Origin of the sequence: Pedobacter sp. BMA (assembly GCF_001027745.1) — a bacterium.
In the GTDB taxonomy this organism is placed as follows: Bacteria; Bacteroidota; Bacteroidia; order Sphingobacteriales; family Sphingobacteriaceae; genus Pedobacter.
This window is the reverse complement of sequence record NZ_LECU01000003.1, coordinates 152,898-170,151: the sequence shown is the minus strand read 5'-3', so window position 1 is coordinate 170,151 and position 17,254 is coordinate 152,898. Positions and strand designations below refer to the sequence as shown.

The window sequence follows — 17,254 nt, the reverse complement described above, 5'->3', positions numbered from 1 at the left end:
AAGGGTTGGGTATAGATATGTTCTTTTTGGAAAAAATAATGAACGAAAAGAATAATTAGAAAAACCGCGTTATTCAGTTTTACGTAAAGAGAGGGGTAAACGTTTAAGTTGTGCTCTCCCAAACAAATTGAAACGGTATTTCTGTCTATCCCTTGTACTTGGGCTTATTTTAGTCCTCCCTTATCATTTGTATGCCCAGGCATGTGCGAATCAGTCGCGCGTATACGCTAATTCACAATTTTTTGAACGCAATATAAATTTCCTGTCAACCGGTACTGTAAATGATCCTTCAAATGCGGTTGATGAAGATCCTTTTACAAGTAGTAATTTATATTTACAAGCAGTTTTAGGGGCAGATATTACGCAGTTTCTGGAATTTAGGGATGCAAACAAAACTAACCGGAAAGTAATAAGCGGACCCAATACAATATATGTCAAGCTTTCACTTCCCTCAACTTTTCTGAATGCAGGTGGCGCAATTGAAATCGGTACATTCAGGTACACCACATCGGGAACTGCAAAAATACAAACCCTAAAATATAACGGAACAACAGTAGTTGGGCTGGTTGGTGGTCCTGGTACAGTTGAGATTCCTGTACAGCTCACTTCAGGAGAACAAGCAAATGGTATTTATGTGAAGCTTACCGGGGGTATTCTTTCTATCCCTATTTCCACAGATATATATGGTGCTTATATACTGGAAAATACCACGCAGATTCCCGATTGCGACAAAGGAATTGATGTCATCAGTGGATTATCAGACAATTCAGTTTTGCCTATTGGTAGTGCCTTTGGCTCCGTGTCAGGCGAGGCAAGTGCCATCGATGCAAGTCCCTACACTACCTATGCTTCGCTAAGTGCAGGTTTAAATGTGTTAAACTCTGCTTACCTGACGGCTGTGTTTGCCAGGGCTTCAGTTCCTGGTGATTCGGCGAAGGTGATCATTGAAAACCTTGGAGGTGGATTAAATTTATTTGGAGGATTAGGTATTCAAACTTACCTTGGTGCGAACGGTTTGACTTCAGCCACTACTGCCAGCGGTATCGTAAGTAAATCAGTCCCAGGATATCCAAATTTAACAGAAATAAGCTTTGCCGTAAACTCTTCATTCGACCGAGTCCGCATTTCTTATGGAGGTGCTTTGGGGATTAGTGGGAGCGTAAGAGTTTATAATGTCACTAAAGTTATCCCTAAACCAGTAACGCTAATTGATGGTGCCCTGGCTGTGACAAAGGATGTATGTTTTGCCGTCCCGTCGACAGTTTTATCAGTTAACAATATCCAATCGTGTACCACATACAACTGGTATGCGGATCAAACCACAACTACAAGTTTACATATCGGCCCAACTTACACCCTCACTGGCTTGTCAGTTGGTACCCATACTTATTATGTGCAATCGAAACGGGATAACTGTACCGCTTCGATCTCCGAAAGAGTCAAAGTTACCATCAATGTAAATCCCTTACCAATTGTTTCTGCTGCAAATACAACGACATGTTCAGGTTCAACTGCTACATTATATGTTGACAATCCTGTTACAGGCATTGCCTACCGTTGGTATGATTTAGCAACAAATGGTACATTATTAACCACGGCCACCACATACAGCACACCTGTACTCACTGCTAATCGGACGTATTATGTTGAGGCTTATAATACGACAACTGGTTGTATAAGTAGTAGCCGGTCGCCAGTATTAGTTACGGTAAAACCACTTGCTGCGGTAAGTGCTACAGCAGGTACGTCAAGCATTTGCATTGGATCGGCTGGAACCTTAAGCAACTCTACCCCGGGCGGAACCTGGTCGAGTGTAAATCCAGCCGTCGCTATAGTTAGTGCATCGGGAGTTGTGACGGGTGTTTCTGCGGGCAGTACCACAATTCGATACACTATTGCCGATAGTCCTTCAGCCTGTGCTTACAGCTCAAACTTTCCCATTACCGTGAATAATCTACCTGAGCTTACCTTGGGAGCTGATCCGGAGATCTGTGCAGGCTTTATTAGTTCGTCTTTAAGTTATACAAATTCACAATACAATCCGGTTAGCTATAGCATCACCTGGAGTTCAACAGATTTTACAACTGTAACTGATCAGCCTTTGCCTGCTAATAAGATTCCATTTGATGTGCCGGCACATATTGCCCCAGGAACTTATCCAGGAGTTTTAACCCTTAAGAATGATCGTGGCTGCAGCACATCAATCAATTTCAATTTAAAAGTAAATCAAAGACCACCAGCCCCACATGTGCTGGTTCCTATTTCATCACAATATTAAATCAAAAAAACAAAAAAAAGTCCCCATGAAACGTACAATTACAAAAGCAATTTTATTCTTTGCAGTGATCTTAGCCTGCACTTCATTAACATCTTCCGCACAGGTGTTGCCAACTACCACAGGCGTAAGCCTTTTCTGTGCTGGTTCCGGTTTAACCTTGCCGCCAGCTGCATCAAATACTGACTGGATCGTAAGGTATAGCGCTACGGCTACCACTACACCATCTACGGTTATTACTTTAACAACTGGAAATACGATACCTGCAGGTACGTTGCAAACAGGATATTATTACCTAAGCTCAAAATCGACTACTGCGGGATCCTGCGAATCTGAAATGCAGGAGATTCCGGTTTATGTGCTAAAACCGTTAACGGTTGACTTTACTTCAGCTAGCTACTGTATCGAATCGCCATTAACCCAGGTAGGAAGTGTAAGCAGCACTGATCCCAATACAACAACTTTCGCTTACCAATGGTATACTGTTTCTGGTTCAACTGAAACACCTATTTCCGGAGCAACTCAAAAAGATTATACACCAACAGTGGCTGCATCAAGCGTTGGAACTACAAAATATTTGTTAAGAGCAGGTTACTTAATCGGTACCAACAAATATTGCCCTGAAACTGCGACGCATGATGTTGTGGTTGCACCTAAACCAACGAAACCAACCATTACACCTGGTTCAGCTATCGGCGGCGCAACTCCAGTTACTTTTTAATTAAGGTAATTTCTATTTCTGTTTATCAATTAAATGAGGCTTAGGTTTTATACCTTCCTGTTTATGGCTTGTCTGTTGTTTTTAGGTACAGCAGTAACTGGCCAGACCGTACCCGGTGGGCGGCAATTAATCACGATCAAAAAAGGATCGGCGATAGCTTTGCGCGCAAACTCGGGAGGGGCCACCACGTACATTTGGTATAAGGATGGTATACTTGTAAACGGGCAGAATAAAGAAAGTATCGTTACTGCAACTGCAGGAATATATCGTGTAGCCTCCATCAACAGTTTTGGCTGTACATCAGATTTATCAGACGAAATTGAACTTGTTGTAGAGGATATTGCATCTGCCGATGTAGCCATTACTAAACGTTCAGAACGCCGAAATGTGCTGAGTAATCAGGTCTTTGAATATTATCTTGATGTGAGAAACAATGGAAATAGTGATGCTACATCTTTAAACATAAAAGATGCGCTGCCGGATAATCTCATTTTCGAAAGCCTATCTGAGCCAACCGTGGGCGTAGCGAACTATAATACCGCGACCAGAACCATTGGCTGGGATATTGATTTTCTCGCAAACGGAAATTTTGCCGAACTGATTGTAAAAGTTCGCGCGCGACAGCCTGGAATGGTAACCAATACGGCAACAGTTAACGCAAAAGAGTTCGATCCGGTACTCACTAATAACACATCAACAGATCAGAAAGAAATCTCAGGTTTAAGAATACCAAATGTATTTACTCCCAACGGGGATGGGAAAAATGATACATTTTATCTGGAGAACCTGAGTGCTTTCGAATTTAACGATGTCACGGTGATTAACCGTTGGGGAAGTACGGTTTTTCAATCAAAAGGTTACCTGAACGACTGGACTGCTCCCGGCTTGAGCGATGGTACGTATTTCTATGTGGTAAAGGTAAAAAATGGTAACGGTGACTGGATCGAATACAAAGGATATATCACCCTCATCAGATAAATTGAATAAAACAATGAAAACGGTAAAGCATTTGATCTTGTTTTTTGCGACTATGATTTGTTCACTGCAAATCGATGCTCAGCAAAATGCGCAGTTCAGCCAGTATGTTTTCAATGGCATATACATTAATCCCGCCTATACCGGATATAAAGAAGAACTCTACCTGCAAGCTTTTGCACGGGCACAGTGGACGGGGATTAAGGGGGCGCCGCAAACGCTTTCCCTTTCCGCCGATGAGGCTATAAATGATGAGAGCCTGGGGATAGGAGGGATCATCACAAAAGATAAAATCGGTGCGCAAAGTACACTTAGTGCCTCTGCAAATTTTGCATACCGCATTAAATTAGATCGTACTGAAACCAATATTCTTGCTTTTGGGCTGGGGGTAGGAGTTATTCAAACAGGATTAGATGGGAGCCAGCTTGATGCAATTGAGTTGGGTGATAACCGTATTCCAACAGGTAGCGTAAGTCAGATTATGCCGGATATCCGTGCAGGTATGCATTATTCAAACGAGAAGTTTTTTATCGGTTTTTCAGCAGACAACCTTTTGAGTAAGACGCTGTCTGTGGGAGCAGATTACAGCAGTCTGAATATCAAAATAGAACCTCATTTCTATTTAACATCCGGACTGGCGCTACCGCTGAATGACCAATTCGTATTTAAACCCACCTTTTTAATTAAGGACGACCTAAAGGGGCCAACTTCTCTGGATTTGAATGCTTTTATGTTGGTGAAAGAACGCTTCTGGTTAGGAGCAGTTTACAGAACCTCAATTAAAATCTATCCTAAAACCAACCTGCAGAATGATTTGAGAGACCGGGCGGCAATAGGATTCATTGGTGAGCTGTTCGTAAACACTAACCTTCGTGTAGGCTATGGTTATGATTATAGCCTGAATAAATTGAGTAATTATGATTATGGTTCTCATGAAATTTCTGTGGGTTACTATTTCGTGACTAAGAAAAGCCGGAGGCCAAAGTGTTATTTTTAGTTCAGGTTTAATATTTTCTGCTAATCAAATGAGCTGAATAGTTTCGGATCTTCCAGATTATTAGTAATTTATGTGGTAGAAAGTGTTTTTTTTAATGGTTCATCCGTTATGAAGGTTTAATCGTCGACTTTATTTTATTTTCTGCTAATGTTTTGCTATAATTATGGGTCTATTCGTTTATCCCTATTAATTATATGCTCGAATCTCGTAAGATTTTCCTGGTCGATGCTATGCTTGATTATTTCCGCAACCTAAGTCCAATATCCAATGGCTTTGTAAAAGAGGTAAAAAATAATTCGCATGCTATGCTGGTTAGGAAAAATAAGTACATCCTTTCGCCTTTGGATCACAACGTATCCGTTTATTTTGTTGTAAATGGTTTGGTGAGGGGATTTATAAAAGAGGATCATAAAGATATTACCACCTGGATTAGCTTGGGGAATGAGTTCATCGGAGCAATTCAAGCTCCAAGTGAATCAATAAGCCCTTCAATAGAGTACCTGCAGGCTTTGGAAGATACCGAACTGGTGGCTATTCCGAATGCAGCCATTCAAATGTTATATGACTTGTATGCTGAAACTAATATTATTGGACGGAAAATCCTGGCACTTCAATATCATGCTGCCTGCGAAAGATCCATCCTGGCGAGGATTCCATCAGCGGAACGGCGATATGAAAAATTTCTGGAGCTCAATTCGTTCGATACCTCAAACGTGCCATTAAGATGTTTAGCCAGCTTTTTAGGAATGCGATTGGAAACACTTAGTCGTATTAGAAGTAAGTTGATAAAAGAATTAGACTAAATTTCCTTCAATTTATGCCAGCAGCAAGCTGAACTATTCTGCGTGTGATCTTTTTTCCCCTTAACGCTCAACTCTATACCCCGGTCATTTCTGAATTGTTTGATAAAAAGGTTGCCCAAAATTCCTTATAAAAGAAAAGAGACACTCTATCCAGATGTGTCTCTTTTTTCTAACCAAATATAAACCTGTTATGAGCCAGGCTTTGTCTTTAATTTTCTTTCAGGCTATTCGCATTACTCGAAAATGATTTATCTTTTTTAAGGTAACAAACCCTGTTCGTTTATTACTCTACAAATATAGTAAAAAAATTGATAGTGTAAAAAATACACTAAGAAATTTTTAAGTATTTTTTTTGTCATTTTTATTTACGATTATCTTTTCTGAAGGATTAAGGATTAAAAATGACTACCGAACAAATATACATCGAAAATATGTTAACTAATTGTTAAATATTATCAAAAAGTGTTATTATATCTCCAAGTAGAATCAATTTTATGTTAAAAATCAAAACTAAGTGCTTAAAATCGCACTATTGTCTCTAATTTTTAAAATAATAAGTGTTTTAGATCCCTAAAACTTTATCCAAGATATAATTTATCACTTAAAAATTAACGTTATTTATTAATAAATATTGCATTTAAAAATAAAGAGGTGATGTTTTTTAGAACATCACCTCTTAAATGATTGAAAATTAGCTTGAAAGCTTATTTTCTTATAAAGTACCGTAGTATTCTACGAATTTAGCCAATGCAGATGAATATCCCCATTCGTTATCGTACCATGAAACAACTTTCACAAAGTTATCGTTTAATGAAATACCAGCTTTTGCGTCGAAAATAGAAGCGTGATCATCACCGATGAAGTCAGATGATACTACTTCGTCTTCAGTATAAGCCAATACGCCTTTTAATTCACCTTCAGAAGCAGCTTTCATAGCAGCTTTGATTTGCTCATAAGTAGCTGGTTTTTCTAAACGTGCAGTTAAATCAACTACTGATACGTCAGCAACCGGAACGCGGAATGACATACCAGTTAATTTACCTTTTAATTCAGGAAGTACCATACCTACTGCTTTAGCAGCACCAGTTGATGAAGGGATGATGTTAGAGAAACCACCACGTCCACCTCTCCAGTCTTTTGCCGACGGACCGTCCACAGTTTTCTGAGTTGCAGTTACCGCGTGGATTGTGCTCATTAAGCCTTCAACGATACCGAAGTTATCGTTTAATACTTTAGCGATTGGGGCTAAACAGTTAGTAGTACAAGACGCATTCGAAACGATAGTTTGATCTGCAGTTAATTTATCATGGTTAACACCCATTACATAAGTTGGGATGTCGCTATCTTTGGCAGGAGCAGAGAAAACTACTTTTTTAGCACCTGCAGCGATGTGTTTCTCAGCATCAGCACGGGTTAAGAATAAACCTGTAGATTCGATAACGATATCAACACCCACAGCATCCCATTTCAAGTCAGCAGGGTTACGCTCTGCAGTTACACGAATAGTTTTACCATTAACGACTAAGTTACCATCTACAACTTCAATTGTACCATCGAATCTGCCGTGAGTTGTATCATATTTTAACATATAAGCCATGTAATCAGGCTCGATCAAATCGTTGATTGCTACAATATCTAATCCTCTTTTTAATGCAGCTCTGAAAACCAGTCTGCCGATACGGCCAAAGCCGTTTATTCCAATTTTGCTCATTGTTTTTTGTTAATTAGTGTAATGTTTTAATAAATTTACTATAGGTTCTTTAATAATGCTTTTTATTTCAAGATTATATTTTTTTGCGGTAAGCTGTAAACGTTCTTCCAATTCAGCAGCTACTTTACCTACAAAATGAAGCTCTTTATCTCCATACTTTTCTACCATAGGCAGGATATAAGTATCGAAGTGTTTCTCAAATCCTGTATCAATCATTCTAATGATATAGTCATTGTTAATGTTTTGGGTAAAGAAGTCGAAGAAAGAGGTTAGAAAGACATTGACTTGAGGCTTATTGTAAATTCTTTCCAGAATTTGCGGCCTGTCTAAATTGTAGTTTTTGACGAATTTTTTTTCCAGATCAGCAGGTAAATCTCTGCTTAAAAAATTTTTAAGTAGCATTTTGCCAAAATAATTTGATGATCCCTCATCGCCAAGGATATATCCTAGTCCAAAATTGTTGTTAAGAGGTTTTTTACCGTCGAAGTAGGCACAATTTGCGCCGCTACCAAGCATGGCTACTATGCCCGGTTTATCGTAACAAGCTGCTTTCGCTGCTCCAAATAAATCGTTTTGAACAAATATTTTACTATACCTGAAAAAAGATGATAAGGTTTTAGCCAGTTCCTCCTGCCTGTCTGGTGAGGAAGCACCTGCAGCAAAGAAATAAATTTTTTTAATGTTCTCTGCGTTGTTAACCAGGGCAACTTTTTTATTCAGGATCTGTAATGTTGTTTTGGCGTCTACAAAGCACGGGTTTATACCTGAAGTATTGCAGTGAGCAATCACTTTCCCATTTTGAGTTAACTTCCAAAATGCCGTTCTCGATCCGCTGTAAACAACTGCTATCATTATATAGAGAGTACCTCCGTCATTTCCATTAAATCTGGTTCAAGCTTAAAGCTATGCGAGGTAAGTGCCTCTGTTATGCTCGTCATTTTTATCTCGTTGCCTTTTAAGCCAACCATTTGTTCTGTTTCGCCTGCAATTAAGGCATTTACGGCCGCAAAACCAAGTCTGCTGCCTAAAATTCTGTCGAAACTACTAGGACTTCCACCGCGTTGAAGATGACCAAGGATGGTAACTTTTGTGTCATAATGATCAAAAGTTTCCTTCACTTTTTTTGCTATATCGTATGCTCCGCCTTGTTTATGTCCCTCTGCTACAATTACGATACTCGAAGATTTTTTCGTGGCTGCACCTAACGCAAGTTTTTCGATCAGTTCTGTTACGCTCGTTTCACGTTCAGGTAATAATACCGCTTCCGCGCCGGTTGCAATTGAACTTCTAAGTGCTATACACCCTGAATCACGCCCCATTACCTCTATAAAGAATAACCTGTCGTGTGCATCTGCAGTATCTCTGATTTTGTCAATCGCTTCAATTACCGTATTAATTGCCGTATCATAACCTAATGTAAAATCCGAACCAACCAAGTCATTATCAATAGTTCCTGGTATCCCGATTACTTTAACACCAAAAGTCTCTGAGAAACGTTTAGCTCCGGTAAATGTCCCGTCTCCACCGATAACCACTAATGCATCAATGTCGTTTTTCTTTAGGTTATTATAAGCAATCTGTTGTCCCTCTTCAGTTTTGAACTCGAGGCAACGTGCAGTTTTTAATATCGTTCCGCCCAGGTGTAAAATGTTGCTTACAGAACGGGCGTCCATTGGTTTTATGTTGTCGGTAATTAAACCCTGGTATCCTTGCATTACCCCAAACATATTAATGCCATGGTAAATGCCGGTACGTACAACAGCTCTTATCGCAGCATTCATCCCGGGAGCATCACCTCCAGAAGTCAGTACAGCTATATTTTTAATATTTGGCTTCATCTTTATAGTACGAATATAGTGTGTAATTTTTACACTAAGTAATTTTTTTTATTTTTTTTACTTATTCCTGAAAGTCATACCTTTATCTGCTAATAATAATTAATTTTTACCTTGGAACAAATTTTACCTCATTTAGATTCAGTATTCTCAATAGATTGCGTTTTGTTTGGATTCGATGGTAAGGAACTCAAAATCCTACTCATTGAAAGAAATGAAGAACCATTTAAAGATTGGTGGGCATTGCCTGGTAATATTGTTGGTCCTGATGAAAGTCTCGATCAGTCTGCCTCCCGGATTCTATATGAACTCACGGGTTTACGCGGCATATATATGGAACAGTATTATGCTTTTGGCGATCCGAACCGACATCCACAAGGCAGGGTAATTACCTTAGCCTATTATGCCCTTATCCGTTTAGGAGGTGATAAAGAACTTCGTCCGATCAGTAACTATGCCAAGCGGGCAAACTGGTTACCGATTACAGATCTTCCTAAATTAGCCTTTGATCACCAGAAAATTTATGATAAAGGTCTGGAGAAAATAAAGCGTAGAATTAAGCACCAGCCTATTGCTTTTGAACTTTTGCCAGAGAAATTTACCTTAACTCAGCTGCAGCATGTGTATGAGTTGATTTTAGGTAAAAAGCTCGACAAACGTAACTTCAGAAAGAAAATAGTGAGCTTTGGTGTGCTTAAGGAGCTCGATGAAAAGCAAAAGGGTGTTTCATATCGTGCTGCCACGTTATACCGGTTTGATAAACGGCGATATGCCAAACTATTTGGCAAAGAAATATCATTTTAACCTAGTCTTCATATCTGATATTTCGGATTTAACATATAAATAAACGCCCCGGTTTGAAATCCAAGCCGGGGCGTTTCCATTATAGTGATCGGCGCATCAGCGATCTGACCAGATATATTTTATTTTTTTGCAATTTCCAGGTGGTAATGTACCAGGTCATCTATTGGTGAGCGGATAATCTTACCAACACCCATTTCATAACGATCGGCAACAATACTTAAAATATCTCGGAAGCTATACCCTACAGAACCTACACAGTTCAATTTATGATCTTTGTAGTTTGGATAGTGGATAACCAAAGCTTCGAAAAAAGCAGTGAAAGCATAGTCAATCGTGCTGAAGGCATAATCCTCGTAAGAATCCTTGAAGTCGTAAAGAAATTTACTAAAGCTTGCACAGAAGCGGTTTGGAAGTGGCTTATTGTAGATATTATCGAAGATATCTTCATTTGTTAATGCGTAGTTGTCATAAAAAGCTTCCCGTAATCCTTTAGGCATGTAACCTTTCATGTAGTCACTCAGGATACGTTTGCCAATATATGAACCACTTCCTTCATCACCCAGGAAGTACCCTAGTGAATCGATATTCATCGTAATTTCTGATCCGTCGTATAAACATGAATTTGTTCCTGTACCCAAAATAGCTGCAAATCCTGGCTCGTCCCCAAGAAGTGCTCTGCAAGAGGCAAGTAAATCATGGCCAACGAACACATCGGCATTGGTGAAAACCTGTTTCATGGCATCTGCCACAATTTTCACATTTCCTGGCGTAGAACATCCAGCACCATAGTAATATACTCCGGTCAGTTTTTCTCTTTCCAAGTGGTCTGGCAGAGTTTCATTCAGTGATTTTACAATGTACTCTCCTTTGGAGAAATAAGGGTTGTAACCCTCGGTATTAAAGTAAATTTTTCTGCCGGCCTCGTTAATCAGACACCAATTTGTTTTGGTTGATCCACCGTCTGCAATTACTATCATTTTATTTATTTTTGGTTTTAGCACGATAAAAGTATAAAAACTCTTATATTTTGTATCCTTTTTTTTAATAATTTTTTAACAATTTATTGTTGTGAAAATTTAAGTGTGTAAAAAATACACTATATAGAGGGCTTAATCGCCCAAAAACCTTAAAATTATACCCGAAAAGGCATTGGTCTTTTTTTTAACCGTAAGAAATATTTTACAATTCATAAGCATGAATAAGGAATTTTTAGACTTCAGAAGTGATACCGTTACCAAGCCCACACCCGGCATGCTTGATGCGATGATGAGTGCAAAAGTGGGTGATGATGTTTTCGGTGAAGACGAAACTGTTCACAATCTTGAAACCAAAATGGCTGCAACATTCCATATGGAAGAGGGGCTGTTTTGTCCATCAGGAACCATGACCAATCAGATCGGCATCAAATGTTTTACTAATCCTATGGATGAGGTGATTTGTGATCAGACTGCCCATGTTTACCGATATGAAATCGGCGGTATTGCTTTTCATTCAGCAGCATCTGTGAGACTATTATATGGTAAACGCGGGATTCTTACACCCGAGCTGATAGAACCTGAAATCAATGAGGATAACATTCATTACCCAAACTCAAGTCTTGTTGTATTAGAAAATACAGTGAATAAAGGTGGAGGCGCTTGCTATACCCTTGGCCAGATTGCACCCATTCATCATTTATGTAACGTTAAAGGTTTAAAGCTTCATTTGGACGGGGCGAGGATATTTAATGCTTTAGTGGCTACAGGAGATAAAGCAGCGGAGTATGGTAAATACTTTGATGGAATTTCCGTTTGCCTCTCTAAAGGGCTCGGCGCACCCGTAGGCTCGGTTCTGCTTGGTAGCAGGCAAACCATTGCAAAGGCCAGGAAAATCAGAAAAGCTTTTGGAGGTGGAATGCGCCAGGCCGGATTTTTAGCCGCTGCAGGAATTTATGCTTTGGATCATCACGTTGAACGTTTACAACAGGATCACGATCATGCTAAAGAACTTTCCGTTGCGCTGGCCAGAACCAGTTACGTGAAATCCATAATGCCCGTTGAAACCAATATCGTGATTTTTGAAGTTGCTGCAGGTACCGCACAAAAAATTGTTGATCAATTTAAAGAGAAAGGCTTACATTGTAACACAACAAGTGCAAGTACCATCAGATTGGTTACCCATTTAGACCTTACACCTGAAATGATTGACCGGGCTATCGATATAATATTACACTTATAGAATTTAATTTAACTGATTTATGCAGATGGATTCCAGGCCTTCAATACCAATTTCCAAATTGCTGATTGCCAACCGGGGCGAAATTGCTTTGCGTATCATGCGCTCTGCTAAAGAGATGGGAATTGAAACGGTAGCGGTTTTTTCCGAAGCTGATCGGAACGCACTTCATGTACGCTATGCTGATGAAGCCGTCTGTATCGGTCCGGCCCCCTCTAATCAAAGCTATCTTGTCGGTGAAAAAATTATAGCTGCCTGTAAAACCACAGGGGCGCAAGCCATTCACCCCGGTTACGGTTTTCTTTCAGAAAACGCTTTTTTCGCACAAATGGTTGCGGATGCAGGATTGATTTTAGTCGGCCCATCTCCAAAGGCAATGGAAATTATGGGTAATAAACTCTCTGCAAAAGCTGCTGCCCTCAAGTACAATATTCCAATGGTTCCCGGCACCGAGGAAGCCGTGGGAGATGTAGAAGAAGCCAGACGACGGGCTGTTGAAGTTGGTTTTCCCATTTTAATCAAAGCTGCTGCCGGGGGAGGAGGAAAGGGAATGCGCATAGTGGAAAAGGTAGAAGATTTCGAAGAGCAGATGCAACTTGCCGTAAGTGAAGCCATTTCAGCGTTTGGCGAAGGCTCAGTATTCATCGAAAGATATGTCAGTTCTCCACGGCACATCGAAATTCAGGTAATGGGGGATAACTATGGCAATGTGATTCACTTTTTTGAGCGTGAATGTTCCGTGCAACGCCGCCATCAGAAAGTGGTAGAAGAAGCCCCCTCTTCAGTGCTCACCCCTGAAATCAGGGAAGCGATGGGTAAGTGTGCGGTGGATGTAGCCCGGTCGGTAAATTATTCAGGTGCAGGTACCGTTGAATTCATACTGGATGAAAATCTTGACTTTTTCTTTTTGGAAATGAACACCCGCTTGCAGGTTGAGCATCCCGTTACTGAACTCATCACGGGTGTAGACCTGGTTAAAGAACAGATCAGAATCGCTTCCGGAGAAAAATTGAGTTTTACTCAGGACGACCTCAAGATTAGCGGCCACGCAATAGAACTGAGGGTATATGCAGAAGATCCCGCAAATAACTTCCTGCCGGATATTGGTACATTATTAACCTATAAAACCCCAAAAGGAAATGGAGTAAGAGTGGACGACGGATTTGAGCAGGGGATGGAAATTCCAATTTACTATGATCCGATGATTGCCAAACTGATCACTTTTGGTAAAGACAGAGCGGAAGCTATTGAACGCATGATTAGAGCAATTGCAGAATATGAGATTACCGGGATAGAAACTACGCTGGCTTTTGGTAAGTTTGTCATGCAGCATGAAGCATTCAGATCAGGCAATTTTGATACGCATTTCGTTGGTAAATATTTTAAACCTGAAAACTTATCATCTCAAAACGAAGAGGAGGCTTTTATTGCGGCAATAATTGCAACAAAATTATTCCAGAAGGAAAAAAATGGAGATACATCTTCATTAACAAGCGAGCCTTCATCCACCTGGAGAAAAAACAGATTGAAGTATTAAACTTATTTTTACAATGTTTACCGGAATTATAGAAACCCTGGGCGAAATTAAGTCCATCCAGCACGATCATACCAATATTCACTTCACTATTTCATCACCAATCAGCCATGAGCTTAAGATTGATCAGAGTGTGGCACACAATGGCGTTTGCCTGACTGTTGTGGCACTTGATGATCATAGTCATACGGTTACCGCAATCGATGAAACTCTTAATAAAACCAGTCTCGGAAAGTTAAAGGTGGGAAGTAAAGTCAATCTAGAGCGCTGTATGCAAATGAACGCACGGTTAGACGGTCATATTGTGCAGGGACATGTTGACCAGACTGCGATTTGCATCAAAAGAGAAGAACTGGATGGTAGCTGGGAATATCGTTTTAAGTATGATGCAGCCGGAGGAAATGTGACGGTGGAAAAAGGTTCAGCATGTGTAAATGGAATCAGTTTAACAGTTGTAAATTCTGAGGCCGATGAGTTTTCTGTATTTATTATTCCTTATACCTTCGAACATACCAATCTTCAGGAAGTTGAAGTTGGAGATCAGGTTAACCTGGAGTTTGATATTATAGGTAAATATGTAGCCCGATTGATGAATAAATAAACTCTCTTTATCGTTTATTCAACTTTTATTTTTCATAACAGTGCAGGATAGTCAGCTGAAATATTATGCTCATTATCGTAAGGTTGAAATACGAATTAACCCTAACCACTTATATGAATCAATATCGTTTTGTTCCTACTGCCCTTTGTACGGCTATTTGTCTCTTTGTAATTTCCGGGAATGTTTATTCACAAAAAATTGCTGTAAGAGATTTAACTGTTGAACATTTGGTAAATCCTTTTAGTATAGATAACCCGCATCCAAGATTCAGCTGGAAACTGATCAGCGATATCAAAAATACTACCCAGAGCCAATACGAAATCCGCTTAACAAATGCGGCGAAAAAAGTATTGTGGAACCCACAAAATCAAAGTAGTCAGTCGGTGCTTGTCAATTATGATGGACCTGCACTTTCCTCCAAAACAAAATATTTCTGGCAGCTCAGGGTAAAAGATAACCATGGAAATACTTCCCCATGGTCAGCTGTCCAATTCTTTCAAACCGGTTTAAAGACAGCAGACTGGTCAGCAAAATGGATTACGGTATCAGGTGCTGATAGCGCTTATGCCAGCCCGGTTCTGAGAAAAACCTTTCAATCTGTTAAAAAAATTGCCAGTGCAACGGCATATATCACAGCCAAAGGTTTATATGAAGCTTCATTGAACGGTGAGCGAATCAGTGATCATTACTTTGCACCTGGTTGGACGAGTTATAAGGATCATATTCAGTATCAGGTTTACGATGTAACCGCATCAATAAAAGAAGGAACAAATGCTATTGGTGTTGCTCTGGGCGATGGCTGGTATAAAGGGAGAATTGGATTTGCAAATCAGAAACAATTTTATGGTGATACCAGAGCCTTGCTTTTTCAACTGGAACTGGCGTATACCGATGGAAGTAAAGAGGTGATCGGCAGTGACGAAAGCTGGAAATTTAATTATGGTCCCACCCGGTCTTCAAATATTTATGACGGGGATACTTATGATGCCAGAAAAGAGCTTCCGGGATGGAATAAAGGTGAATATAAAGAATCAACAGACTGGAAAGCAGTTGCAGTAATTCCTTCAGGAACAGAAAAGCTGGTTGGGATGAGCGGCCCTCCGGTGCGAACGCATGAGGAATTTAAGGCTTTAAAGATTTTCAAAACTCCTGCAGGCGAAACGGTAGTAGATTTTGGACAGAATATGGTGGGATGGGTTGTCCTCAAAGCAAAAGGGCCAGCCGGAACTGCCATCCATGTACAACATGCAGAGGTACTGGATAAGGCCGGTAATTTCTACATCACCAACCTTCGCTCGGCCAAGCAAACAAACACCTACATTTTAAAAGGGAATGCGGAACAGTCTTTTCAGCCAACATTTAGCTTTCAGGGATTCAGGTATGTAAAAATTACAGGTTATCCCGGAGAGCTTAAACTGGATGACCTTAAAGCTGTAGCAGTGTATTCAGATATGGCGACAACAGGAAAATTTGCAACTTCAAACCCGCTGCTTAATCAGCTTCAGCACAACATTCAGTGGGGACAAAAAGGTAATTTCGTTGATGTACCTACTGATTGCCCACAGCGCGATGAACGCTTAGGCTGGACAGGGGATGCACAAGCCTTTGCCAATACAGCCGCGTACAATATGAATGTTGCCGCATTTTTTACCAAATGGATGAAAGATGTAAGTGCTGATCAATTGCCCAACGGGAGCGTGCCCTATGTGATACCCAATGTACTCAATCAGGGCGATTCAGGTTCCTCGGGATGGGCCGATGTGTCTACCATCATCCCCTGGGATATGTACGTAGCATATGCTGACAAAGGCTTGCTGGAAACCCAATATCCCGGGATGAAAAAATGGGTAGATTATATCGCCTCCGTTTCCAAAAACGATCTCTGGAATAGTGGCAATCACTTTGGCGACTGGCTGTTTTACCGCCCCAATGATGATAATGACGGTAGGGCAGCAGTAACGGATAAATACATGATTGCACAAACTTTTTATGCGCACTCTACCCAGTTATTGCTCAATGCGGCAAAAGTACTTGGTAAAAAGGAGGATGAAGAGAAGTATACTGCACTTATTAAAAAGATCAAAGCTGCCTATGTACAGGAATATATGACGCCGAATGGCAAACTCGTTTCCAATACCCAAACCGCTTATGTGCTGGCCCTGCAGTTTGACATGCTGCCTGAAGATCTTCGCCAGCAAGCTGCCCAGAGGTTAGTGGATAATGTGAAAAGCTATGGCAATCACCTTACAACAGGTTTCCTGGGTACACCATACCTTTGCCATGTATTAAGCAGGTTTGGTTACGATAATGTGGCCTATGATCTGCTTTTGCAGGAAAGTTATCCATCCTGGTTATATCCGGTTAAAATGGGTGCAACGACAATATGGGAACGCTGGGATGGAATCAAGCAGGATGGCAGTTTCCAGACTGCAGATATGAATTCATTTAATCACTATGCCTATGGAGCTATTGGCGATTGGATGTATAAAAATATCGCCGGCATTAATCCCGTGGCAGCTAAACCGGGTTATCAGGAAATTCTGATCGCTCCCAAACCGGGAGGTAAGTTAACCAGCGCCTCGGCTGAGCTCGAAACCGTTTATGGTACAGTAAAGTCGTCCTGGACTATCACTGATGGCACTTTCAAACTCGATGTATCTGTTCCCGCAAATGCCTCGGCAACGGTAATTCTTCCAAAAGGTGATCAGAAAGAAAAAATCGGTTCGGGAACCTATCATTATGAATATAAACTTTAATAATTGCTATTTGTCAGCCGGAGAATAA

The 17,254-nt window shown here is 40.4% G+C and carries 14 protein-coding genes; 10 read left to right on the top strand and 4 right to left on the bottom strand.

From position 1 onward, the window contains the following. Nucleotides 1-127: 127 nt before the first annotated feature. From AB669_RS05150 to AB669_RS05130, 5 genes are all read left to right on the top strand, one after another. Nucleotides 128-2,278, top strand: a complete 2,151-nt coding sequence (locus AB669_RS05150) for an Ig-like domain-containing protein (RefSeq protein WP_082120598.1) — start codon at nucleotides 128-130, stop codon at nucleotides 2,276-2,278. Between the two features lie 25 nt (nucleotides 2,279-2,303). Then, nucleotides 2,304-2,996, top strand: coding sequence for a hypothetical protein (locus tag AB669_RS05145; protein ID WP_156166678.1), 693 nt, complete (start codon nucleotides 2,304-2,306; stop codon nucleotides 2,994-2,996). Between the two features lie 33 nt (nucleotides 2,997-3,029). Then, entirely contained in the window at nucleotides 3,030-3,974 is a 945-nt protein-coding gene (locus tag AB669_RS05140; RefSeq protein WP_082120597.1) for a gliding motility-associated C-terminal domain-containing protein, read from the top strand. 13 nt (nucleotides 3,975-3,987) lie between these two features. Then, the gene (locus AB669_RS05135; RefSeq protein ID WP_047798226.1) at nucleotides 3,988-4,968 is read left to right on the top strand and encodes a type IX secretion system membrane protein PorP/SprF; all 981 of its coding nucleotides are present in this window, start codon (nucleotides 3,988-3,990) and stop codon (nucleotides 4,966-4,968) included. A gap of 194 nt (nucleotides 4,969-5,162) precedes the next feature. After that, nucleotides 5,163-5,771, top strand: a complete 609-nt coding sequence (locus tag AB669_RS05130) for a Crp/Fnr family transcriptional regulator (protein ID WP_047798225.1) — start codon at nucleotides 5,163-5,165, stop codon at nucleotides 5,769-5,771. A gap of 712 nt (nucleotides 5,772-6,483) precedes the next feature. On the opposite strand, the gene gap is transcribed toward AB669_RS05130, so the two are convergent. From gap to pfkA, 3 genes are read right to left on the bottom strand one after another with little or no spacing between them, the layout of a single operon-like run. Beyond that, nucleotides 6,484-7,482, bottom strand: coding sequence for a type I glyceraldehyde-3-phosphate dehydrogenase (gap, locus tag AB669_RS05125; protein ID WP_047798224.1), 999 nt, complete (start codon nucleotides 7,480-7,482; stop codon nucleotides 6,484-6,486). 9 nt (nucleotides 7,483-7,491) lie between these two features. Beyond that, the gene (locus AB669_RS05120) at nucleotides 7,492-8,334 is read right to left on the bottom strand and encodes a hypothetical protein (RefSeq protein ID WP_047798223.1); all 843 of its coding nucleotides are present in this window, start codon (nucleotides 8,332-8,334) and stop codon (nucleotides 7,492-7,494) included. Further along, the gene (gene pfkA / locus AB669_RS05115; protein ID WP_047798222.1) at nucleotides 8,334-9,320 is read right to left on the bottom strand and encodes a 6-phosphofructokinase; all 987 of its coding nucleotides are present in this window, start codon (nucleotides 9,318-9,320) and stop codon (nucleotides 8,334-8,336) included. The genes AB669_RS05120 and pfkA overlap by 1 nt, the downstream gene beginning before the upstream one ends. Nucleotides 9,321-9,431: 111 nt before the next feature. On the opposite strand from pfkA, the gene AB669_RS05110 reads away from it, so the two are divergent. Further along, nucleotides 9,432-10,121 carry an NUDIX domain-containing protein gene (locus AB669_RS05110; protein WP_047798221.1) on the top strand — a complete coding sequence of 230 codons (690 nt, stop codon included), beginning with the start codon at nucleotides 9,432-9,434 and terminating at the stop codon, nucleotides 10,119-10,121. Nucleotides 10,122-10,240: 119 nt separating this feature from the next. Here the strand turns inward: AB669_RS05110 and AB669_RS05105 are convergent, their stop codons facing one another. After that, complete coding sequence (locus AB669_RS05105; RefSeq protein ID WP_047798220.1) at nucleotides 10,241-11,098, bottom strand: N-acetylglucosamine kinase; 858 nt, start codon at nucleotides 11,096-11,098, stop codon at nucleotides 10,241-10,243. A 217-nt stretch (nucleotides 11,099-11,315) separates the two neighbouring features. Between AB669_RS05105 and AB669_RS05100 the strand changes: the two genes are divergently transcribed. The 4 genes from AB669_RS05100 to AB669_RS05085 all read left to right on the top strand — a co-directional run bounded on the left by AB669_RS05100 (nucleotide 11,316) and on the right by AB669_RS05085 (nucleotide 17,226). After that, nucleotides 11,316-12,338, top strand: coding sequence for a low specificity L-threonine aldolase (locus tag AB669_RS05100; protein WP_047798219.1), 1,023 nt, complete (start codon nucleotides 11,316-11,318; stop codon nucleotides 12,336-12,338). A gap of 19 nt (nucleotides 12,339-12,357) precedes the next feature. Then, nucleotides 12,358-13,872: an acetyl-CoA carboxylase biotin carboxylase subunit gene (gene accC / locus AB669_RS05095; RefSeq protein ID WP_231582625.1), complete on the top strand. Its 1,515-nt coding sequence runs from the start codon at nucleotides 12,358-12,360 to the stop codon at nucleotides 13,870-13,872. A 13-nt stretch (nucleotides 13,873-13,885) separates the two neighbouring features. Then, the gene (locus AB669_RS05090) at nucleotides 13,886-14,470 is read left to right on the top strand and encodes a riboflavin synthase (RefSeq protein ID WP_047798218.1); all 585 of its coding nucleotides are present in this window, start codon (nucleotides 13,886-13,888) and stop codon (nucleotides 14,468-14,470) included. A 113-nt stretch (nucleotides 14,471-14,583) separates the two neighbouring features. Further along, nucleotides 14,584-17,226 carry a glycoside hydrolase family 78 protein gene (locus tag AB669_RS05085; RefSeq protein ID WP_047798446.1) on the top strand — a complete coding sequence of 881 codons (2,643 nt, stop codon included), beginning with the start codon at nucleotides 14,584-14,586 and terminating at the stop codon, nucleotides 17,224-17,226. Nucleotides 17,227-17,254 lie beyond the last annotated feature (28 nt).